This is a genomic window from Geobacter sp. SVR (genome assembly GCF_016865365.1).
Classification (GTDB): domain Bacteria; phylum Desulfobacterota; class Desulfuromonadia; order Geobacterales; family Pseudopelobacteraceae; genus Pelotalea.
Map to the genome: position 1 here is coordinate 1,613,976 of NZ_AP024469.1, position 20,680 is coordinate 1,634,655.

The window sequence follows — 20,680 nt, forward strand, 5'->3', positions numbered from 1 at the left end:
CAGTGGCAGCACAGGCAGCGGAATCGGTAAAAACCGTCAAGATACCGGATGACATCGAGTACCGGGCGATCGGAGACGCCTTCGGGCTGTTGATCGCCTGCGGCGGTCTCCTGCCCGGCGCGATGGTGAGCCAACGCAGTCTGGAATACTGGCTGGAGGACATCGTGCCGCTTCTGCTGATCATGGTGATGGGATTCCGTCTGATGCGGAACCTGATGGCGACCATGCTTGCGGTTCAGAACGCGCCGCCCCCCCAGCCGGCGCGGCAGGTCGTTCAGCCGGAGGCGGCCGCCATGGCGCAGCTTCCCGAAGTGCCGGGTTACACGACGGAGCAGGTTCTGGAGGAAGTCGCCCGGCGCATCGAGGCCAAGCGCGCAGCCGCAGCCCATTAGCAGAGTGAGTAAAGGGACCAATGTCATCGCCGAAAAGACTCACCACCGAGAACGTCGCCCACCTGCTTCACCATCGCGGACTGATTTCAAGCGAGCAGTTCAATGATATAAAGACGCGCGGCAAGGGCCAGGAGGCGCGCCTTTTGTCCTCCTCCCTGCCGGGCTCCTCGCGCCGGACCCAGCCCGGCACCGAGAACGTCTCGCCGGCCGAGGTGATCGCCTCGTTCAATATGGAGCTCGGGGGCGCGCCGGGTTCATTTCTGACCGAAGATCTCATCACCGAAGCGGTGGCTGCAGCGGTCGGCATGCCCTACCTGAAGATCGACCCTCTCAAGCTTAACCTCGATGTCGTCACCGCCCACATACCACGCCCCTTTGCCCTCAGAAACCTGATCGTTGCCGTGGCGGAATCGGGGGGAGTGCTCACCGTTGCCGTTGCCGACCCCTTCAACAAGGCCGTGATCGATGGCTTGGCCGGTGCCCGTCGTCTCGAAATACGTCCCGTTCTCAGCACCAAAAGCGACATCCTGAAGATCCTGCGGGAATTCTACGGGTTCAGGGCCTCCGTCAAGGCGGCCGAATCCGAAGTCGGTTCTGTCGTTGACCTGGGAAACCTGGAGCAGCTTTTCAGGCTCAAGGGGCACAATGAGATCGGCGACAACGACCGGCATGTGGTGTCCGCAGTCGATTTCATACTGCAGTACGCCTTCGACCAGGGAGCCAGCGATATCCATATCGAGCCCAAGCGGGAAAAAACGCTGATCCGCCTGCGGCTGGATGGCGTGATGCACAACATTCACGCCATCCCGAAGCCTCTGCACGCCCCGATCGTATCCCGCATCAAGATGCTCTCCCGCATGAACCTGGCCGAAAAACGCCGGCCCCAGGACGGCAGAATCAAGACAACCTTCAATTCCAAGGACATCGAGCTGCGCGTGTCGACCGTGCCGGTGGCCTTTGGCGAAAAGGTGGTCATCAGGATCTTCGATCCGGACATTCTGCTGCAAAACCTGGACAGCATGGGCTTCTACCCCCGCGAGATGAGCCTGTACAACTCTTTCATCCGCCGCCCCAACGGCATCATCCTGGTGACCGGTCCGACCGGCAGCGGCAAGACCACCACGCTCTACTCGACCCTGCGGGCGCTTTCTTCGCCCGAGGTCAACATCGTCACCGTGGAGGACCCGATCGAGATGGTGATGGAGGAATTCAACCAGATCGGCGTCCAGCAGGGAATCGGCGTCGGCTTCGATTCGATTCTCCGTAACATCCTGCGCCAGGACCCGGACATCATCATGATCGGCGAGATCCGCGACCGCGAGACAGCCGAAAATGCCGTTCAGGCTGCCCTGACCGGTCATCTGGTGCTGTCCACCCTGCATACCAACGATTCGGTTTCGTCGGTGATCAGGCTGTTGGATCTGGGAGTACCCCCTTTTCTGATCTCAGCCACCCTGATCGGTATCATTGCCCAGCGCCTGGTGAGAAAGATCTGCCCCCACTGCAAACGGGAGCGCGAACTGACCCGGGACGAGCGGGACTATCTGCAGCTTGGCCGCAAGGCACAACGGGTATGGGAGGGGGAGGGGTGCAAGGAGTGCCGTGGCACCGGTTACAAGGGGCGCACCGGCCTGTTCGAGGTGCTGGATGTGAACGAGCGCATCCGGTCACGGGTCGCAACAGGGGGAGGGCTGGCCGAGCTTGCGGAGGCCGCGCGGGAGGATGGCCTGGTCACGCTGCGCCAGGTAGCCATCCGCAAGATGCTGGAGGGGGCGACCACCTATGAGGAAGTGATCGCCATGACGGGATAACTCTGCCGGCTTGCGTGCCCTGGTGACATGAAGCCGCCCCGGTTTTTCGGGGCGGCTTCGCTATTGGTGGGGCGGAAAAGGCCGGGAATGCTATGGGAGAACGTTCTCCTCGGTCATTTCGACGGTTGGCGGGCAGCCTTTTTTCGGGCCAGGATATGGCAGGCATAGATGAAGTCGTCCTGGTAATCGTGTCTGGCGTCGCCGTTGAGGTCATATTTCGGCTTTTTGGCGTCGCCATCCTTCAGAAAGTCCGCAAAACCGGCTTCAGTCGGCGAGAAACCCGCAACAGGGGGGGCAATCGCGAGGGGGAACTCGATCAGGGCGCTCTCGCTCAGGATGGTAATGACACCCCTGATGGCATTGGCCTGCGGCAGTACCTCCAGGATCCAACCCCCCGTATCGTCATCCCCTTTCAATGAGATCATCCGGGCACCGGAAAAGGCGAAGTTGGGCGCGGTGTCGGTTTTGTAGGCATCCACCACCACCTTCACGGCCGATGTGCCGTCGCTGATGGCGCAGTTTGGTTCCTGGCGGATCAGCGAGGAGGGATGTTCTTCCTGGAGGAGCGCCATCATGCGTGCCGGAGAGCGTTCTCCCTGGTAGGTGCGGAAACGTTCGAGAGCACTGCGGTAGGTGGTCTGTTTTGGCTCTTTGAGCTCGGTTCGCCCCCCACTCTTTCCGTCAGGCTGCTCGCCGGCTTTGGGTGTTTCCTGAACTTCCTGGGGCGCAGGAGCCGGTGGAGGTGCGGGTGCCGGTGGGGCCGGTTCCGCCGGCCGCGCCTCGGTTTGCGGCTGATTTCCGGGCAGGGTGATGGTGCCGGGAACAAAGCCGGTGCCGCTGGTTGAGGTCGACCCTGAATTGCCCGTGCCAGGGGGGAGGGCGGGGTCATCGTTTTGCGGTTCAAGTACGTTCCCAGGGAGCGGAGTCGCCTTGCTGTCGATAAAGCTTGCGGAAACCGAGGGGGTTTTTGCGCCGGACTGCCAGTTGGCGAACCGTATCGTGGCGATGCTGCCGCTGCTGCCCGACAAGCCGCTGGCGCTGATGATGGCGATCTTGATCCTGCCCGCCGCGAAATTTGGATTGGGCAGAAACATTGCTCCGGAAACCAGTCCGCCGGGATTGACCGAAGGATTGGAGAGCGGTGCGCCGTAACTGATCAGCAGATCGATTCCCCCCACTCCCTGCATGTCGCTGCCCTGGATGTCGAACGTGCCGTTGCCGCGGTTGGCAACGGAAACCGTGGCCCCCGGGGCGACCGAAACGCTCAGCAGCGCCAGGAAAACCGCCGCAATTGTTTGCCTGACAAGGCTTTTCATGGGACCTCCATACCGAAAAGTGGGGACGTTTCGTTGCGGCAGTGTACCAGAGCTGCAGCACCAAGGGAATACGCAAAAATAACGGTACAGGGGGTTGTGCGGTATCGGGTATGAACAGTTTGACATCATCCGCAGACCGAGGTTGTAAACTTGTCGGTGGTGCTGCGGTTGACAATGCCTGGTTCTCTGTGTTATCGGTGCTTCCGGAGGTATTTCATGACCATGCGTAATTTTATCCAGAATTCGGCGGACCAGGTTCTCGAGGGTGGAGTCATCGGAGCGGACGACGCGCTGCGGCTCTCCGAGGCTGCCGGCCCCGATCTCTACCTGCTGTTTGCCGAAGCGAGCCGGATCAGGGAGCATTTCAAAGGCACCGCTGCTTCGCTCTGCTCGATCATCAATGCCAAATCCGGCCGCTGTCCCGAGAACTGCGCCTTTTGCGCCCAGTCGTCGGCCCACGCCACCAATGCGCCGGTCTATCCCCTGGTGGATGAGGAGCAGATCGTAGCCTGCGCCAAAAGCGCCGAGAAAAACGGTGCCCGCTGCTATGGCATCATCACCAGCGGAACCGGCATCGGACCGGGCAAGGAGCTGGAAACCATCTGTCGCTCACTGCGCCGTATCGCGGCAGAAACCACCATCGAACCCTCCTGCTCGCTCGGTATCCTGGATCGGGAAACGGCCCGGCTACTCAAAGAGGCGGGCATGGTGACCTATCACCACAACCTGGAAACCTCCCGCAGTTTCTTCCCCACCATCTGCAGCACCCATGACTACGAAGAGGATGTCGAAACGGTCCGGGCGGTCAAGCAGGAGGGGCTGCGGGTCTGCTGCGGCGGCATCTTCGGCCTTGGCGAGAACTTCGGCCATCGCGTGGAAATGGCCGAGACCCTGCGGGAGCTGGACGTGGACACGGTGCCGATCAACTTTCTCAACCCGGTGGAGGGGACCCGCCTGGCGGATGCCCGCTTCCTGACGCCGATGGAGTGTCTGAAGATCATCGCCATCTACCGCTTCATGCTGCCGGGCAAGAGCCTGACGGTCTGCGGCGGCCGGGAGAAGAATCTGCGCGAGCTGCAGTCGTGGATTTTCCTGGCCGGTGCCAGCGGCATGATGACCGGCAACTACCTGACCACTCCGGGACGCGACCCGGAACAGGATCATCAGATGCTGAGCGACCTGGAGCTGACCGTGGAGACCTGTTCGTGAGCAGGGGGCTGTTCGTAACCGGAACCGACACCGGGGTAGGCAAGACCGTGGTGGCGGCGGTGCTGGCCCGCCTGTTGAGACTGCGCGGCGTTGACGTGGGGGTGATGAAGCCGGTCACCAGCGGCTGTCGTGAAGAGCACGGCAGCTTGATTTCGGATGACGCCGAACTGCTCTGCACCGCTGCCGGCATTCCCTGCTGCCCGGATGTGGCCCCCTATCTGCTGCGCGAGCCGCTGGCGCCGGCCGATGCGGCCCGGATCGACGGCGTGCGCATCGACTTCGAACATATCCGGGAATGCTACGACAGACTGGTGAGCCGGCATGAGATCGTGATTGTCGAAGGGGCAGGGGGGCTGATGGTTCCGCTGGTCGGGGGGCTGCTGGTAGCCGACCTGATACGGCAGTTGGACCTGCCGCTGCTGGTTGTGGCCCGCCCGGCGCTCGGCACGATCAACCACACCGTGCTGACCTGCTTCTGCGCCCAGCAGATGGGCCTGTCGGTAGCCGGGGTGATCATCAACAACTATCCCGAACAGCCGGGCCTGGCCGAGCGGGGCGCTCCGCACCAGATCGGCGGGCTGTGCGGTGCGCCGGTCCTGGGGCTGTGGCCGCATCATGCGGGAACGGACGAATTCAGGACGGTGGAATATCTGGCGGGCTGGCTCGACAGGCAGCCGGAGACGGATATCGTGTTGCGGCAGCTGGGTCTCTGAGCCGGTGACGGTACTATTCCATCCCTCGTCGGCCGAAAGCAATCCACCTGGTATTTCTCTTCCTTAAAATCACACCGAAGCAGACACATCCCCGTTTCAATTGTCATTGCAGATACTTCCCCTGTCTCCCGCTGAGGGGCAGGGGAAGTCCTCGAAACGCCAGGCCCGACGTCTCGGCACACCCGTGTGAGGGTCGGGTGCTCTGTAGTAGAAAGAAAATGAAAATGAATATCATTTTCCTGTTGACACTTCCGTTGCTTAGTTTGTATAAATTGACACGATGCTCCTGTCTTGTATAAGGACAAAGAGAGTGTTGTTCGTGCTTTAAGGAGATCAACACGATGAAGACAAGCGGTTTTGAAGGACGTTTCCGCGCCAGGGATGAGGCATTCAAGGTGGCCGCGCTGGTTGGAGCAGTCCGTGATGCATTACTGGCCGTGCCGGGTATGGTTGAAGTGGCGGACAACCGCAGGGTTGGCAGCCTGCTGATCGTGTACGATGTTTCGGCCACAAACAGCGCTGCCGTGCTGGATGTACTGGGCCGGTTCCTGCCGCAGGACAGCAGGGGCGCAGCCAAAGTGTGCAGATTCTCCCGGCCGGCCGTGGGGTTTACGCTCCCTGGCAAGCGGCGCATGATCAATGCAGGGCTCCTGGCCTCCTTCGTGGCAAGCGCAGCAGGTGCAGGGCTGCATCTCAAGGCGCTGCACGTGGCGACCGGAATCATCTTCAGCGCCTTTGCCGGCATACACATGTTCGACAAACGGCAGACTCTGCTGTCGTAGCCGTACACCGGAATCCGTAACACCTCCCTGCCCGGCAAGCTTCCCTTCCGAAAGGCGGCGGCCATAGAGCAGGGGCCCACCCCATAAAAAAAGCTACTGTTCGTACAGGCGGCGTTTTGATCCGGATTCCTCCGGTGATTCGGCTTGTATTCAATGTTCGGCAAGGAGACAGCATGGCGCCGTTGAGCATTCTGCCCGGAAGAATCCGCATCGAAAGCACTCTGGTGGCGGGACGAAGGGACATCATTCGCAGCTTTGAACAGAGGATCATGGAAACGCCGGGCACGCTGGAGGTGTCCGTCAATCACCGCACCGGCAGGATTCTGGTGCGCTACGACGAAGCTGTCGTCAGCCGCGATCTGCTCTGCGAAACCATCTCCGCCGCCCTTGAAGCGCTCAGGTTCGGCGAACTGCCGCTGCCGCCGCACCCGGACCACTCCGGCAGCAGGGACAGGGAGCCCGCTGCCGCCAAACACACCCGCAACATTCTGCTGGACATGGCAGCCCATGTCCTTCTGCCAAAACCCTTTGATCTGCTGGTTCCCGCACTTGGCGTATTACGCGGTTGATTCGAGCCGTTGCATGCTGAACCACCGCCACCTCTGGCGGTGTGATTACATTTGATCAGGAGGTCACGCAGATGGAACACGAAAAAGCGGAACATGCCGAAAAGAAAGGCGAAAAGGAGCGTTATCCCGGTCTGTTCGTGGGTAAGCGGAACCTGTGGCTGCTGGCCGGAGGAGCCGTGGGCGCACTCGCTGCGCTGAGCCTGGAGAAGCTGTCCCCGAAAGTCCGCCCCACTGCCGTGGGGGTGGTCAAAGAGGGCTATGCCTTCAAGGAGTGGATCGCTGCCAAGGCCGAGCGGGTGAAGGAGGATGTGGAGGACATCGTCGCAGAGGGGATCCATAACTACCACAGCGACCTGGAGGCCAGTGCCGATGCCGTGAGGCGTGAAAAAGAGATACTCGACCGCATCGGGAAGTGCGTTGACGAACGGCGTGCAAAAATGTCACGGGACAAGGGGGAGGCATAACCATGGAAAAAGAGCATGCCGAAGTCAAAAAAGGATTTGCCGGAGGCCGGTACCTGCGCGAAATTCTTACCGTGGCAGCCGGAGCGGGTGCCATGCTGGGCGCCTCGTATATCGCCTCCCGCGTCAGGGAAAAGCAGGATACCGAAGCGAGCCTCAGCCGCCTTGAGCAGATGCTGGACGAGCTGTCGTCAACCGGTGGCCGTAAGGAAGCTGAAGGGGCGACGGGCGAGTAATGGAATACCGCATCCTCCATGAAACCAGAGACCGTCTCAGGCTGGGGCTCGCGGTACCTCGCCGCCCCGCGGTGGATGGCGCGCGCATGGAGGCTGTTTTTCACGGTATCGCCGGGCTGCACAGGGTTTCCTTCAGTCCGCGCACCGGCACCATTCTGTTGCGCCATGACGGCAGGGCTTCCACCCGGGAGGCCCTGTTGTCCTTGGCATCATCCGCCTCCTGTCCCGGTTCGAGGCGCCCCCGTCCGCTGACCGAGCTGGAACACAAGAAAAAGGTTGTTGTCCGCTCCGGCAGTCTGCTGCTCCTGAGGCCGCTGATTCCCCCGGTCCTGCGGCCGGCCCTGGCCCTGTACGGCGCTTTGCCCATATTCCGTAAAGGCATGGCCGCACTGGGCAGGCGGGAGCTGAATGTAGATGTGCTCGATGCATCCGCCATCAGTGCAGCCATGGCAACCCGGGATTTACTGACCGCCTCGGTCATCTCGTTTCTTCTGAAACTGGGAGAATATCTGGAAGAGTGGGCCAGGGGCCATTCCCGCCGGCTCTTGGCCGAAATGCTCCATTGCGAGGATGAGTGGGCCTGGGTCGTCAGGGACGGGGAGGAGGTCTGCGTACCCGTTGAGGATGTCCGGACCGGGGAAACCGTGGTGGTGCGCATGGGCGCACAGATTCCGGTCGACGGCCGGGTGCTGGAAGGGGAGGCCCTGGTCAACCAGTCCAGCCTGACCGGCGAGAGCATGCCGCTCTTCCGGTGCGCAGGCTCGACGGTCTATGCCGGCACGGCAGTGGAGGAGGGGCTGCTGCGTATCAGGGCCGAACAGATCGGCTCCGCCACGAGGGTTGCCAGAATGGTAGGCATCATCGAACAGGGGGAGGCACTCAAGGCGGAATGCCAGAGCAAGAGCGAGCAGATGGCCGACAAAGTGGTGCCCTGGTCGTTCCTGCTGAGCGGCCTCACCTTTGCAGCTACCGGCAGTCCGGCCCGAGCGGCTGCGGTGTTGCTGGTGGATTACTCCTGTGCCATCAAGCTTTCAACTCCTCTGGCGATCCTGGCGTCGCTGGCCCGCGCCGTCCGGTCGGGGGTCCTGATCAAGGGGGGCAAATTTCTGGAGCGCTTGGCTGAGGCCGATGCCTTTGTGCTGGACAAGACCGGCACCCTTACCGATGCCGCACCCCAGGTGGCGGAGGTGGTGGCCTTCAACGGCTTTGAGCGCCAGTTCGTCCTGCGTCAGGCCGCCTGTGTGGAGGAGCACTTTCCTCATCCGGTGGCCACTGCCGTGGTGCATCGGGCGGCTGACGAGGGGCTGATCCACTCCGAAGAACATGCCGAGGTGGAGTACGTGCTGGCCCACGGCATCGTCTCCCGGCTGCACGGTACCCGCATCCTGGTGGGAAGCCGCCATTTCGTGCACGAGGACGAAGGGGTGGACGTTACCGTGGCCGAACCCCACGTGGCTGCCTTTGCCGGACAGGGATACTCGGTACTCTATGTGGCCATGGCCGGCAAACTGGCCGGTCTGATCGCCATTCACGACCCGCTGCGAGCCGAGGCCTCGACGTTTCTCGCCCTGTTGCGGAAAGAGGGGATCGAAAAGATCGTCATGCTGACCGGCGACAGCGAGGCCACTGCCGCCGCCATTGCCGGCCGGCTCGGCATCGAGGAGTTCCATGCCCAGGCCCTGCCGGACCGGAAGGTCGAGATCGTGCGGGACCTGCAGCGGCAGGGATACATTGTGGCCATGGTGGGAGACGGCATCAACGACTCCCCGGCCCTGTCCCACGCCGATGTGGGGATCTCCCTGAAGCATGGGGCCGACATTGCCCGCGAGGCATGCGACGTGCTCCTGGTGGAGGGAAACCTGACCAACCTTCTGGAGGCCCGCACGGTCGCCCGGGAGGGGATGGAACTTGTCCACTCCAACTACCGTACCATCATTGCCGTCAATTCCCTGGCCCTGGCCATGGCCATAACCGGCATCATGCCGCCGGTCCTTTCGGCGGCGATGCACAACGCCAGTACCATCGGCGTGGGGCTGAAGGCCCTGAAACCACTGCGTCGCCGGGCGCAGTGATCGCACGTTTTCCCCATCCTCCTCTGTCCCCTGTTGCTCCCCCCTGATTTTCATTTGCTGGCACTGCCTGTTGGGTAGCACCTTCTGCCGATTGATATACTCTCGGAGGCGAATGCGATCGATGTCCGCCGGGAACCCGGCCCGGCGCTCGCAGTAACAATACGGAAGGAAGAATCGGCAGAAAAAGCACGTAATTCAAAAGCTTGACGAAACATCCCGATGTGGTTACCATGTGTGCTGATTATTAGCAATGCTAATTAATATTTGATATTGCGGGGGCTGCCATGAAGCAGGAAATCGGAGCGGTCACAGGGGTAATCGACAACCTGCGGCGGCTGTTTCAGGCCATCAATGAGTATTCGAAAGAGGCCGAGCGCTCGACCGGCCTGACCGGGCCCCAGCTCTGGGCCCTGAAGATTCTGGCCGGCTCCGCTCCGTTGCGGGTTTCCAGCCTGGCCCGCAGGATGTGCCTGCGCCCGCCCACGGTCGTGGGGATCCTCGATCGCCTGGAGGCGAAAGGGCTGGTACGGCGCAGCCCCTCCCGGGAGGACCGTCGGGTAGTGGAGCTTGAACTCACCGAACAGGGCAGGGCCCTGGTGGCGCAAGCTCCCGAAGTGGCCCAGGACATGTTGATAAAAGGGCTGGATGAATTGTCGGACGAACAGTTTATCTGCGTCGAGCAGGGCATGGGGCTGATGGTGGCGCTGCTCGGAGCGGAGCAGCTTGTCCCGCAGCCACTCCACAGTTGAGCGGGTGTATTGGATGCATGACATCTTCAAAACGACTCTGACCCGGCAGGCGCGTCTTTCCGCCCATGTCTGGCAGCGCCGCATGGTCTTTTGGGGAGGCGCCGTGGTGGTCGGCTTCACCGCGGTCCTCTTTTCCCTTGGCAGCGAATATGCCAATCGCCTGTTTCAGCGCCTGCCGGGATACTCCCCCTATCTGCCGCTCCTGGTCACCCCGCTCGGTCTGACGCTGATCGTTGCCCTGACCCGGCGGTTTTTCCCCGGCTCGGAGGGGAGCGGCATCCCGCAGAGCATGGGGGCCATTGCCCTGACGAACCATGCTGACCGGACGAAGGTGCTTTCTCTGCGGATCGCATGCGGCAAGATCGGCCTGACCATGGTCGGGCTGCTGGTGGGGGCCTCGGTGGGGCGCGAAGGCCCTACCGTGCAGATCGGCTCGGCCATCATGTATTCCCTGTCGCGTTTTGCCCGTTTTTCGCGCCTGGAAGTGGAGCGGGGATTGATCCTGGCGGGAGGGGCCGCCGGCATAGCCGCGGCCTTCAATACCCCCCTGGCGGGGATTGTCTTTGCCATCGAGGAGCTGAGCCGCTCCTTCGAGGAACGCACCAGCGGCAACACCATGACGGCGGTCGTGATCGCCGGTGTCGTTTCCCTGGGCTGCATGGGCAACTACAGCTATTTCGGGCACACCTCCATTTCCCTGCCTCTCAATCTGAGCTGGATGGCGGCGGTCATCTGCGGCCTTGCGGGAGGACTGGCAGGGGGCATGTTCAGCCTCATACTGATCAGTGTTGCGGCCAAGGGGCTGCCCGGCAGGGCCGGCAGCATCATGAAAGAATCGCCGGTGCTGTTTGCCGGCATCTGCGGCCTGCTGCTGGCGCTGATCGGCCTTGCGTCCGGCGGCCATACCTATGGCACCGGGTATGCGGAGGCCCGCGGGATTATCGAGGGGACGGACAATCTCCCGCCCAGCTACGCCATCATGAAGATGCTGGCCACGCTGGTCTCGTATCTGAGCGGAATCCCGGGAGGGATTTTTGCTCCTTCCCTGGCGATCGGAGCCGGTTTCGGCGACAATCTGGCCGGGATCATGCCGATCGCGCCGGTCAGCGCCGTGGTGATCCTGGGGATGGTCGCCTATTTTGCCGGCGTTGTGCAGGCTCCCATCACCGCCTTCGTGATCGTCATGGAGATGACCGACAATCACACCATGATCCTGCCGCTCATGGCGGCGTCGTTCATTGCCTGCGCGATTTCCCGGAGAATCTGTCCAAAGCCGCTGTACCGGACCATGGCGGAAGGTTTCATATCGCGCATAAAGTCGCCCGGCTGAGCGCCGGATGGTGCCCTCCGGCACGGCGTGCCTGTCGGGGGCGCCGTCCGGATGGCGTCAAAGGAGATCAGATATGGATGTAAGAAAAGTGACCTCGTCGCTCCGCTCTCTGCACCTTTCCCTCCGTTTCGTGATTCCGCTCGCCATTGCCCTGGGCCTGCTGGCCTATGCCGTAGTGCCGCTGGTGGACGGCCTGACCCTGCGCTGGGCCGTGCGGGACATGGACATCCGCTCGCGCCTGATCAGCAACACCCTGCAGGAACCGCTGGCCGACCTGCTGCAGAAGGACGCACGTGCGCGGATCAATGCGCTCCTGTTGCGGGTAACCAAGGACGAACGGCTTCTGGCCGTGGGGATCAGCGACGAGGCCGGAACGTTCCTCTATCGCACCGCAGCCTTTCCCCCGGCGCTTTCCGGCAGGGTGCCGGAGGAAAAAACGGGCAAGGACCCCGCCCACCTGATCCGTCTTCCCCAGGGGCCGGTGCATGTGGCCGTGTACCCGCTGGAACTGGAGGAGGGTATGCCGCCCCGCTCCCTGGTGCTGGTGCACGACATGAGCTTCATGGAGCGCCGCAGCGAGGCCACGCGCAAGTACATCATCGCGCTGTTTGCCGTCATGGGGGTCGTGATCTCCGTCATCACCGTCTTTGTAGCCCATCTGAGCTGGCGGGGATGGATGGAGGGGGTCAGGGCCATGCTGCGCGGGGAGGGGATTCTCAAGCCGTTTGCCAGTCAGCATGAGGTCGGTTCCGAGCTTCAGCCGCTGGTAGGGGATCTGCGAGCCCTGCTGCGCAGCCTCGATGCGGAGCGGCGCTTTGCCGACGACGCCACCATCACCTGGAGCCCGGACAGTCTCAAGAACCTGCTGCACAAGCAGTTGGTGGGAGAGCGGATCATCGTGGTCTCGAACCGCGAACCCTACATCCACGACAAAAAAGAGGGCCGGATCCAGGTGCATCGGCCGGCCAGCGGTCTGGTGACCGCGGTGGAGCCGGTCATGCGGGCCTGCTCCGGCACCTGGATCGCCCATGGTGGCGGGGCGGCCGACCGGGAAACCGTGGACCGGCACGACCGGGTCATGGTCCCGCCCCACAAGCCGGAATACAACCTGCGCCGGATCTGGATGAGCAGGGAGGAGGAAAACGGCTACTACTACGGGTTTGCCAACGAGGGGCTCTGGCCGCTCTGCCATATCGCCCATGTGCGCCCGATCTTCCGCACCAGCGACTGGAAACAGTACGTGAAGATCAACCAGCGCTTTGCCGATGCCGTGGTCAAGGAGGCGGACAACGACGATCCCGTGGTGCTGGTGCAGGATTACCACTTTGCCCTGCTGCCCGCCATGATCCGCAAGGCCCTTCCCAAGGCCACCATCATCACCTTCTGGCACATCCCCTGGCCCAATCCCGAATCGTTCGGCATCTGCCCCTGGCGCGAAGAGCTGTTGAAGGGGATGCTGGGCAGCACCATCCTCGGCTTCCACACCCCCTATCACTGCAAGAACTTCCTGGAGACCGTGGACCGCTACCTCGAAACCCGCATCGAGCACGAATCATCCACCATCTCCCGCAGGGGACAACTGACCATGGTGGAGAGCTACCCGATCTCGATCCAGTGGCCCCCACCCTGGCAGGGGACGCTGCCGCCGATCGGACAGACGTGCCGGGAGGTGCGGGAGGCCCTGGGTGGGGCTCCCGGCGATCACCTGCTGGGGATCGGGGTTGACCGGATGGATTACACCAAGGGGATTCTGGAGCGTTTTGCCGCGGTGGAGCGCATGCTGGAGCTGCATCCGGAACTGGCGGGGCGCTTCAGCTTCGTGCAGATCGCCGCCCCCAGCCGCTCGGCCCTGGAGGAGTACCAAACCTTCGAGGCCCGGGTGCACGCCCTGGCGGAACGGATCAACAGCCGCTTCGGCCGTCCGGAGCGACCGGCCATCATCCTGAAGGCCGAGCATCACGAACCGGAAGAGGTCAACCGCTATTACCGCGCCGCGCAGGTCTGCCTGGTTACCAGTCTGCACGACGGCATGAACCTGGTGGCCAAGGAGTATGTGGCGGCCCGGGACGACGAACGCGGGGTGCTGGTGCTGAGCCAGTTCACCGGTGCGGCCCATGAACTGCACGAGGCCTTGATCGTCAATCCCTATCACGTGGAGCAGACCGCGGAAGCGCTGTATCAGGCGCTCGTCATGCCGGAGTACGAGCAGCAGGAACGGATGCGCAGCATGCGCGCCCTGGTGCGGGATTTCAACGTCTACCGCTGGGCCGGCCGCATGCTGCTGGACGCCAGCCGGGTGCGCCAGCGCGAGAAACTGGCACTGCGGATCAACAGCAACCTGACAAGCTGACCCAACGAGCCAACTTGGCACGCTGAACTCATAACGCCTCCCTGCCTCCGCGTCTGAAAGGCCTCTGCCCCCGCATTTTCGCGGCATGGGGTATTTCGTCGGAGGGCCAGCCGATTCAGCCACCGCAGCAGCCCGGTGACGTTCGGGCCCCGGCTCTTTCAGGCGCTCCGGCAGTACGGCGTCATGAGTTCGGCTTGAGCGCCACCGGAAGATTGACACAAATCAGTTTACGTCATGACCAGGGAGCATCCCGATGACCTACCTCTTCAGCCCGGCCGGCAGGACTGCCCTGCGCGAATTCACCGCCCATCCGGCCCTGTTCGCCTTTGATCTCGACGGCACCCTGGCCCCGCTGGTCGACGACCCGGCCCTGATAAAGATCCCGGATGAACTGCGCGAGCGCCTGATCCGCCTGAACCGCATGGTGCCGCTGGCCATCATCACCGGCCGGGCCTGCGCCGATGCGCGCCCCCATCTCGGCTTCGAGCCCGCCTTTCTGGTGGGAAATCACGGTGCCGAGGGATTGCCGGGGCAGGAACAGCGGGAAAAGGAGTTCCGCCGACTGGGGCGGGAATGGCGGGCCCGGCTGGAACGGTTACTGCCGGACAGCAGGGAGAGCGGCATCTGGCTCGAAGACAAGGGGGCCACCTTGTCGCTGCATTACCGCAATGCACCCGACCGGGAGGCTGCCAGAGAGCAGATCGTGCAGGCCGTCATGCAGCTTGAGCCGCTTCCGAGGCGGGTTTCCGGCAAGCAGGTGGAAAACATCGTGCCCGCAGACGCGCCCCACAAAGGGGATGCGCTGCTCCGGCTCATGGACCACGGTGGTTATTCGCGGGCACTGTTCGCAGGGGACGACCTGACCGACGAGGATGTGTTCAGGCTGAGGGACCAGCGTATCTTCGGCATCAAGGTCGGGTGCGGGATGCAGAGCGCTGCTGATTACTGCCTTGAGGACTTCTGTGAGATGACCCGTCTGTTCGATGAAGTCCTGAATTCGCACGTTGGCCTGCCCTGAGCTGCTGCAAGGTAATGATCGCTGCCCATGGGGAGGAGAACGTCAGTGGTGCCCATGGCGGTGGTGGATGTCGGGCCAGTGCGGGTGCCGGTGAGTCAGGTGTTCGTGAACATGGTAATGGTCATGGGGCGTCTGCTCTTCCCTTTTTCGGCCGTGGTCGTGGCGATGCCGGTGGCCCTGGGGGAGATGGGTATGGAGATGGTCATGCCGCTCCCGGCAGAGCAGGACAACCCCGGCTAGCATCAGGATAGTGGCAAGCCAGAAGGAGAGGGGCGGGCGCTCGGGGAACAGTACCAGCGAGAGCAGGACCCCGATGAACGGGCCGACGCTGAAGAAGGTGCTGGTGCGGGCCGAACCGATCTCCCGCAGGGCCCTGATAAACAGGACAAGGCTCAGTCCGCAACTGAACGCCCCGATCAGCAGGACGCTGCCCACATGGCCGGCAGTGGCGGTACCCGAACCCAGGGCCAGAGCCAGGAGGATGTTGAACAGCCCGGCTCCGTACCCCTTGATGGCGGCCAGGGCCGTTGGCGGCAACTCCTCCACCTCTCTGGTGAGGTTGTTGTCGATCCCCCAGAAGACGCAGGCCAGCACTACCAGCAGCCCGGAAACGGAGAAGGCAGCCTCCCCTCCGGGGCCCAGAACCACCAGGGCCGCGGCCAGTACGATCAGTACCTTGCCGGCCCAGACTGGGAGGCTGACGTGCTCCTTGAAGATCAGCCGGGCAATGAGGGTGGTGGCCACGGTCTCCAGGTTGAGCAGCAGGGCCACCTCCGAGGCCGTGCCGTACCTGATGCCATAGGCCAGGCAGGCCGGGGCGACGACGCCGCCGGACAGGACCGCGCCCAGCAGCGCGCGCCGGTAGCGTGGGGAGATGCGGGACAGTTCGTGGCGCAGGTTGCTCCCCTGGCCCACGAGAGTCAGGGACAGCCCCATACCGGAGCCCAGGTAGAGCAGGCCGGCCAGGAGCAGGGGGGACATGTCGTTGATCACCAGCTTGCACAGCACCGGTGCAACACCGAACAGGGCTGCGGAGAGCAGGGCCTGGAACGGTCCTCTCAACAAGGATCGGGGGGATGGTGCTGACATGTCATGCTCCAGGTTCATCTTTGAAAAAAAGGACGGAGGAATGGATACTTCCGTCAAAGACAGACAATGGCACGCAGATCTTCGCGGATGCGGCTGATTTCCGCGGATTCAATCGTAACGGTGCTTTTGTTGTCCGCGTAGATCCGCTCAATCCGCGTCATCCGCGTTCCATTACCCTTCAGGTCCGTTCGTTCAGGTCCGTCTCCAGCATCCGCGCCAGCTCAGTGCAGGAACGGGGCGCAGCTCCCCCGGCCGACAGCACCCCCCGTTCCACCAGCAGAGGATGGATCAGCGCCACCTGTGGGACACCCAGACCGTGCTGTTCCAGCACCCCAGTCTGTTGGGGGAAACACTCGGCAGAGAACCGCTTCGCCAGCCGGCCGCGGTCCAGCAGGCAGGCCTCGTCGGCCCAGACATAGGCCAGGTCCACGTCATGGGTGGCCATGACAATGGTGATCCCCTGGCAGTGCAGTCGGTGCAGCACCTCCAGCAACTCCCGCTGCATCCGCAGGTCCAGCCCGGCCGTCGGTTCGTCCAGGATCATAACCTGGGGCCGCATGGCCAGCACTCCGGCGATACAGACCCGTTTCTTCTGGCCGTAGCTCAGGTTGTGCACCGGCTTGTCAGCGCAACTGGTCATGCCCACCGCTTCCAGGGCCTGCTCCACCCGCTCCCGAACTTCACGCCGCTCCAGTCCCATATTCATGGGTCCGAAAGAGACATCCTCCCGCACGCTGGCGGAAAAAAGCTGACTGTCCGGGTTTTGGAACACCAGGCCCACCTTGGAGCGAAGTTCGCGTAGCCCCTGGCGGGCGTAGTCCAGGGGCGAGCCGTTGAACAGGACCTGGCCGTTTCCGGGGCGCAGGATGCCGTTCATGTGCAGAAACAAGGTGGTCTTGCCCGCGCCGTTGGGCCCCAGCAACACGGTCCGGCTGCCGCGTCGGAGAGACAGAGAGCAACCATCCAGCCCCACGCTGCCGTCCGGGTAGTGAAAACTTACGTTCCGCAGTTCCAGGATATTGTCTTCGGTTGTCGATATCATGGTATCACCACTGTCAATACGATCAGGCTGCCGCCGGCCAGGACCGCAATAGTCAGGCTGGCGGCGCTCCGCGGATAGCCGGGTTCCAGAAAGCGCAGCGGCCCGTCGTTATTTCGGGCCAGGGCTCCCTGGTGCAAGGCAAGTGAACGCTGCCAGACCTGTACCATCAGGTTGGCAGCCAGGATGCCGAGGGAACGCAGGGCCAGCCGTGGAGTGGCCTGCCCCAGGCGGGCCGCCTGGGCCGTATGCATGTCGTGCACCGCCTCGGATAGCACGAACAGCATGCGGTAGCAGAGAGTCATCAGGTCCAGCAGCACCTCCGGGGTTTTCAGGCGGCGCAGCAGGGCGATGATGTCGTTCATGGGCGTGGTCAGGCCCAGGAAGAGCAAGGCAGCCAGTCCGCCAAGAGAGCGGGCGCAGACCCGGGCCACGTGGTGCATTTCCTCCGCCGGAACCGGGCGCAGGCTGGGTCCGGCCGGACCGGACATGTTCAGGGAAAGGGACAGGGTCAGGGCGCTGGTGGCCAGGAACAGCAATGCCGGGGCCGCCACCCGCAGGTAGTCCTTGAGCGGTGTGCCGGCCCCCAGCAGGGTGACAACCGCCAGCACCAGGGCCAGCCCGGCGGCCACGGCCGGACGTGGTGCCATGAACACGGCCGCGAGCCCGCACAGGGTGAAAAGCCCCTTGGCGGCGGGATCGACCCGCCGCCAGCGGTTGGCATGGGCATGACGCTCCAGGAGCATCATGCCTGTTCTTCCTGTGCCCGCCGCAACCTGACCCGGGTCGAGGAACTGCCGTACCAGTAGCCGAGGAAACCTGCCCCAATGGCGGCCTGGAGGGAGAAGAGCAATGATGCCACCTCACCGCTGGGGGGCTCCATCAGAGATTTTGCCCAGGGCTTGTAGGAAGGGTTGATCTTGGTGATGGCATCCTTTGCCTGATCGTCGGAGCCGGTGAAGATCTCCACCTCTTTACCGTCCGGGCCGGGCTCCGGCTTCTTGATCATCAGCAGGGGAACGGTAATGAGCACAATCACCAGCACCAGCAGGATGAGATTCTGGAACCGTTTCATGCCTTCACCTCCTGAGGGGAAACTACGTTCAGTTCCTGTAATTCACGGGGATTGAAGCGGGCCAGGGCATTGAAGACGATCACCGTCAGGAATCCCTCGCTGATGGCCAGGGGCACCTGGGTCACGGCAAAGATGCCGGCGAATTTAAGGAACGAGGCCATGAACCCGCCCGCAGGATCGGGAAACGCCAGGGCCAGTTGCATCGAAGTGGTGACATAGGTCATGAGATCTCCCAGGGTTGCTGCCAGGAAGATGCCGACGCCGAAGGGGAGGCGTGCCGTCCTGGCCAGACGGTAGACGGTAAAGGCGGCAAACGGCCCTACAATGGCCATGGAGAAGATGTTGGCCCCCAGGGTGGTCAGGCCGCCGTGAGCCAGCAGCAGGGCCTGGAACAGCAGTACCACGCCGCCAATAGGGGCCATGGCCGCCGGTCCGAACAGCACGGCCCCCAGGCCGGTGCCGGTGGGGTGGGAGCAACTGCCGGTGACCGAGGGCATCTTCAGGGCCGACAGCACAAAAGTGAAGGCCGTGGCAACCCCCAGGAGCATACGCTGCTCCGGATTCTCCTTGATTCTCCTGTTGACGGTGGCGAGCCCCCAGGCTACGAAGGGGGCCGAGGCAATGCTCCAGCCCACGGCATGTTTGACCGGCAGAAAACCTTCCATGATGTGCATGAGTGTTTCTCCTTTTGTTGTTGGAATTGTTGGAATAGTGGTATCCAAGGTACAAGGGCGGCAAGCAGGATCCGCCCCGGCCAGAGCTGCTATTGTGTCACTGCCTTGCGTTTGGTCTTGTCCCAGTTGAAGGTCAGCATGGCATAGGCGTAGCTCAGGTCCTTGCTGCTGCCGGAAGCCTCCCGGAAGAATCCCTCGGTAAAGAAGTGGTCGTAGGCCAGGGTCAGGGCCAGGTTCTTCTGGATCTTCCAGGTCAGGCCGAAGTCGGCTTCTATGCCCAGGTGGCGGCTGACGATGCCGGTCGGTACGTTGTTGGCCATGAACTTGTGGCCGGTGGCTGCAAAGCTCAGACTGTCGGTGAGTTCGATGCCCCAGCCCAGGGTGTAGACCTGCAGACCGCTGGCATGGCTTCCGGCCACATCGATGCCGGAAAGATCGCCGAACAGATGCATGTCGCCCACAATGGAGGTATCGTTGTTGGGGTTGCGGAATTCTTTCCTGCTGGAGATGCCGTCGGCAGCATTCTGGTCGCCGGAGCCGATGGCATAACCGAAGGTCAGGGCATTCTTGAATCCGCCCAGTTCGAATTCGCCGGTCAGGTCGGCATGGCCGCCGTAGGCGTTGACATCTTCGCCGCCCAGTTTACCGGTCTGGAAGACAGGCTCGATCTCCAGGGAGAGCGGTCCCAGTTTGGAGACACTGCGCAGACCCCAGGTATCCAGGTATTCGCCCCGCTGGGGCTCGCCTTCGGCAGCCTGGTTGTCGCGGAACACGTACAGGTCAAGCGTGCTGTCCTCGGTCGGGGCATAGGTGGCATAGGCGCCCCACAGGTTGCCGGTCTGACCACCCGAGAACGGCTTGGCATACACGCCCCCCAGCAGGTCGACACTGAGCCCTGCCAGCGGCTTCAAGCGAAGGCGGGCACCGTCGAAGGTCATACCGTCGAAGGCTGTATCGGCACCCTGGATAAAGGCGCTGCCGTACACGAACTCCTGACGACCTCCCTTGAGTGCAGCCCAGTCATGACCGGGAGTGCGTGCCTCCACGAAGCCCTGATAGAGATTGAAGCGGTCGAACTCGCCATTTCCGCCGGTAAAGCCGTAGCCCTGTCCTTCCAGGTGGATATCGAGGTAATCGGTGGGATGCCAGTACGCGAACGGCTTGACGCGCCAGGTGAACTGCCCCATATCGAAGCCGGGTTCATGGCCGTCGAACAACCGGAAATTCCTGCCCCACTCGCCCCTCAGGAAACCGTTCACCCCAAATTTGTAGGTGTAGGCCGGCGTTTCCGGCTCCACCAGATCGAGGATATCCTCAATGCTGGCGCGTTTTGCGCCGTATTCGGGCTGCTTGGTCAACTCGCCTTCCAGAGCTTCGTGCAAGGCGGAGATACGGACCAGATCGTCACGCAGCAGGGCTCCGCCCCCCTCCTTGTCATACTTGTCCACGACCTTTTCCAGAACGGAAAGCAGACACTGGGCCAGCTCACCTTTTGAACACGGCTTGCCTTCGGGCAGCTTTTTCTGGGCCTCGTACTTGTCCACCAGATCCTTGATCTCCTGGTAGGCCCAGTTCTCGGCATTTACCTGCTCCGGGATCTGACGTTCGCCGGCCCCTTCCTGGGCCTGGTTCATCTGGGGCGCCTGGTCCATGGTGCCCGCGCCTTCCTGGGCATGTGCCGCCCCCGCCAACAGCAGCGTGGTCGATAGTATCGGCAGTATCCTCTTAAACATCCTTCATTCCTCCTGTGTTATGGAATTTCAGGTCAGTCAATCCGGCGATTACGGCTGAAAAT

Annotated in this window: 20 protein-coding genes; 13 read left to right on the plus strand and 7 right to left on the minus strand. The window is 62.6% G+C overall.

Translation table 11 applies throughout. The features are described 5' to 3' along the window. Nucleotides 1-2 precede the first annotated feature (2 nt). Together GSVR_RS07460 and GSVR_RS07465 are read left to right on the plus strand one after the other, a co-directional pair. The gene (locus GSVR_RS07460) at nt 3-392 is read left to right on the plus strand and encodes a hypothetical protein (protein ID WP_173197281.1); all 390 of its coding nucleotides are present in this window, start codon (nt 3-5) and stop codon (nt 390-392) included. Between the two features lie 20 nt (nt 393-412). Beyond that, the gene (locus GSVR_RS07465; protein WP_173197283.1) at nt 413-2,203 is read left to right on the plus strand and encodes a GspE/PulE family protein; all 1,791 of its coding nucleotides are present in this window, start codon (nt 413-415) and stop codon (nt 2,201-2,203) included. A gap of 113 nt (nt 2,204-2,316) precedes the next feature. Here GSVR_RS07465 and GSVR_RS07470 read toward each other — a convergent pair whose 3' ends face one another. Beyond that, nucleotides 2,317-3,519 carry a cohesin domain-containing protein gene (locus tag GSVR_RS07470; RefSeq protein WP_173197285.1) on the minus strand — a complete coding sequence of 401 codons (1,203 nt, stop codon included), beginning with the start codon at nt 3,517-3,519 and terminating at the stop codon, nt 2,317-2,319. Between the two features lie 222 nt (nt 3,520-3,741). On the opposite strand from GSVR_RS07470, the gene bioB reads away from it, so the two are divergent. The 11 genes from bioB to otsB all read left to right on the plus strand — a co-directional run bounded on the left by bioB (nt 3,742) and on the right by otsB (nt 15,008). Continuing rightward, the gene (bioB, locus tag GSVR_RS07475; protein WP_173197494.1) at nt 3,742-4,728 is read left to right on the plus strand and encodes a biotin synthase BioB; all 987 of its coding nucleotides are present in this window, start codon (nt 3,742-3,744) and stop codon (nt 4,726-4,728) included. Beyond that, nucleotides 4,725-5,441 (plus strand): dethiobiotin synthase, encoded by a 717-nt coding sequence (gene bioD, locus GSVR_RS07480; protein WP_173197287.1) that lies wholly within the window; start codon nt 4,725-4,727, stop codon nt 5,439-5,441. Before bioB ends, bioD begins: the two co-directional genes overlap by 4 nt. Before the next feature lie 341 nt (nt 5,442-5,782). Then, a complete protein-coding gene (locus GSVR_RS07485) occupies nt 5,783-6,223 on the plus strand; it encodes a hypothetical protein (RefSeq protein WP_173197289.1) in 441 nt (146 codons plus the stop codon). Between the two features lie 173 nt (nt 6,224-6,396). After that, nucleotides 6,397-6,792, plus strand: a complete 396-nt coding sequence (locus GSVR_RS07490) for an HMA2 domain-containing protein (protein ID WP_173197291.1) — start codon at nt 6,397-6,399, stop codon at nt 6,790-6,792. Between the two features lie 71 nt (nt 6,793-6,863). Then, nucleotides 6,864-7,256 (plus strand): hypothetical protein, encoded by a 393-nt coding sequence (locus GSVR_RS07495; RefSeq protein WP_173197293.1) that lies wholly within the window; start codon nt 6,864-6,866, stop codon nt 7,254-7,256. Between the two features lie 2 nt (nt 7,257-7,258). Beyond that, nucleotides 7,259-7,489, plus strand: a complete 231-nt coding sequence (locus GSVR_RS07500) for a hypothetical protein (protein ID WP_173197295.1) — start codon at nt 7,259-7,261, stop codon at nt 7,487-7,489. Further along, entirely contained in the window at nt 7,489-9,561 is a 2,073-nt protein-coding gene (locus GSVR_RS07505) for a heavy metal translocating P-type ATPase (protein ID WP_173197297.1), read from the plus strand. The genes GSVR_RS07500 and GSVR_RS07505 overlap by 1 nt, the downstream gene beginning before the upstream one ends. 284 nt (nt 9,562-9,845) lie before the next feature. Further along, complete coding sequence (locus GSVR_RS07510; protein ID WP_173197299.1) at nt 9,846-10,310, plus strand: MarR family winged helix-turn-helix transcriptional regulator; 465 nt, start codon at nt 9,846-9,848, stop codon at nt 10,308-10,310. A gap of 13 nt (nt 10,311-10,323) precedes the next feature. Continuing rightward, nucleotides 10,324-11,640, plus strand: coding sequence for a chloride channel protein (locus tag GSVR_RS07515; RefSeq protein ID WP_173197301.1), 1,317 nt, complete (start codon nt 10,324-10,326; stop codon nt 11,638-11,640). A 73-nt stretch (nt 11,641-11,713) separates the two neighbouring features. Next, a complete protein-coding gene (locus GSVR_RS07520) occupies nt 11,714-13,990 on the plus strand; it encodes a trehalose-6-phosphate synthase (RefSeq protein ID WP_173197303.1) in 2,277 nt (758 codons plus the stop codon). 253 nt (nt 13,991-14,243) lie between these two features. Continuing rightward, nucleotides 14,244-15,008 (plus strand): trehalose-phosphatase, encoded by a 765-nt coding sequence (gene otsB, locus GSVR_RS07525; RefSeq protein ID WP_173197311.1) that lies wholly within the window; start codon nt 14,244-14,246, stop codon nt 15,006-15,008. A gap of 42 nt (nt 15,009-15,050) precedes the next feature. On the opposite strand, the gene GSVR_RS07530 is transcribed toward otsB, so the two are convergent. From GSVR_RS07530 to GSVR_RS07555, 6 genes are all read right to left on the minus strand, one after another. After that, a complete protein-coding gene (locus GSVR_RS07530) occupies nt 15,051-16,097 on the minus strand; it encodes a DMT family transporter (protein WP_173197313.1) in 1,047 nt (348 codons plus the stop codon). A 178-nt stretch (nt 16,098-16,275) separates the two neighbouring features. Beyond that, nucleotides 16,276-17,139, minus strand: a complete 864-nt coding sequence (locus GSVR_RS07535) for an energy-coupling factor ABC transporter ATP-binding protein (protein ID WP_173197315.1) — start codon at nt 17,137-17,139, stop codon at nt 16,276-16,278. Beyond that, nucleotides 17,136-17,885, minus strand: a complete 750-nt coding sequence (cbiQ, locus tag GSVR_RS07540) for a cobalt ECF transporter T component CbiQ (RefSeq protein WP_203978829.1) — start codon at nt 17,883-17,885, stop codon at nt 17,136-17,138. Before cbiQ ends, GSVR_RS07535 begins: the two co-directional genes overlap by 4 nt. Continuing rightward, on the minus strand, nt 17,882-18,211 hold the full coding sequence (locus GSVR_RS07545) for an energy-coupling factor ABC transporter substrate-binding protein (RefSeq protein WP_173197317.1): 330 nt from the start codon (nt 18,209-18,211) through the stop codon (nt 17,882-17,884). The genes cbiQ and GSVR_RS07545 overlap by 4 nt, the downstream gene beginning before the upstream one ends. Continuing rightward, nucleotides 18,208-18,885: an energy-coupling factor ABC transporter permease gene (locus tag GSVR_RS07550; RefSeq protein ID WP_173197319.1), complete on the minus strand. Its 678-nt coding sequence runs from the start codon at nt 18,883-18,885 to the stop codon at nt 18,208-18,210. Before GSVR_RS07550 ends, GSVR_RS07545 begins: the two co-directional genes overlap by 4 nt. Nucleotides 18,886-18,974: 89 nt before the next feature. Next, nucleotides 18,975-20,618, minus strand: a complete 1,644-nt coding sequence (locus GSVR_RS07555) for an alginate export family protein (protein WP_173197322.1) — start codon at nt 20,616-20,618, stop codon at nt 18,975-18,977. Between the last annotated feature and the right edge of the window lie 62 nt (nt 20,619-20,680).

What these genes read in the sequence shown, in the direction of transcription:
- GSVR_RS07465 (WP_173197283.1), top strand. Translation starts at nt 413, where the DNA reads ATGTCATCGCCGAAAAGACTCACCACCGAGAACGTCGCCCACCTGCTT.
- GSVR_RS07470 (WP_173197285.1), bottom strand. Translation starts at nt 3,519, where the DNA reads ATGAAAAGCCTTGTCAGGCAAACAATTGCGGCGGTTTTCCTGGCGCTG.
- bioB (WP_173197494.1), top strand. Translation starts at nt 3,742, where the DNA reads ATGCGTAATTTTATCCAGAATTCGGCGGACCAGGTTCTCGAGGGTGGA.
- GSVR_RS07485 (WP_173197289.1), top strand. Translation starts at nt 5,783, where the DNA reads ATGAAGACAAGCGGTTTTGAAGGACGTTTCCGCGCCAGGGATGAGGCA.
- GSVR_RS07490 (WP_173197291.1), top strand. Translation starts at nt 6,397, where the DNA reads ATGGCGCCGTTGAGCATTCTGCCCGGAAGAATCCGCATCGAAAGCACT.
- GSVR_RS07495 (WP_173197293.1), top strand. Translation starts at nt 6,864, where the DNA reads ATGGAACACGAAAAAGCGGAACATGCCGAAAAGAAAGGCGAAAAGGAG.
- GSVR_RS07500 (WP_173197295.1), top strand. Translation starts at nt 7,259, where the DNA reads ATGGAAAAAGAGCATGCCGAAGTCAAAAAAGGATTTGCCGGAGGCCGG.
- GSVR_RS07505 (WP_173197297.1), top strand. Translation starts at nt 7,489, where the DNA reads ATGGAATACCGCATCCTCCATGAAACCAGAGACCGTCTCAGGCTGGGG.
- GSVR_RS07510 (WP_173197299.1), top strand. Translation starts at nt 9,846, where the DNA reads ATGAAGCAGGAAATCGGAGCGGTCACAGGGGTAATCGACAACCTGCGG.
- GSVR_RS07515 (WP_173197301.1), top strand. Translation starts at nt 10,324, where the DNA reads ATGCATGACATCTTCAAAACGACTCTGACCCGGCAGGCGCGTCTTTCC.
- GSVR_RS07520 (WP_173197303.1), top strand. Translation starts at nt 11,714, where the DNA reads ATGGATGTAAGAAAAGTGACCTCGTCGCTCCGCTCTCTGCACCTTTCC.
- otsB (WP_173197311.1), top strand. Translation starts at nt 14,244, where the DNA reads ATGACCTACCTCTTCAGCCCGGCCGGCAGGACTGCCCTGCGCGAATTC.
- GSVR_RS07530 (WP_173197313.1), bottom strand. Translation starts at nt 16,097, where the DNA reads ATGTCAGCACCATCCCCCCGATCCTTGTTGAGAGGACCGTTCCAGGCC.
- GSVR_RS07535 (WP_173197315.1), bottom strand. Translation starts at nt 17,139, where the DNA reads ATGATATCGACAACCGAAGACAATATCCTGGAACTGCGGAACGTAAGT.
- cbiQ (WP_203978829.1), bottom strand. Translation starts at nt 17,885, where the DNA reads ATGATGCTCCTGGAGCGTCATGCCCATGCCAACCGCTGGCGGCGGGTC.
- GSVR_RS07545 (WP_173197317.1), bottom strand. Translation starts at nt 18,211, where the DNA reads ATGAAACGGTTCCAGAATCTCATCCTGCTGGTGCTGGTGATTGTGCTC.
- GSVR_RS07550 (WP_173197319.1), bottom strand. Translation starts at nt 18,885, where the DNA reads ATGCACATCATGGAAGGTTTTCTGCCGGTCAAACATGCCGTGGGCTGG.
- GSVR_RS07555 (WP_173197322.1), bottom strand. Translation starts at nt 20,618, where the DNA reads ATGTTTAAGAGGATACTGCCGATACTATCGACCACGCTGCTGTTGGCG.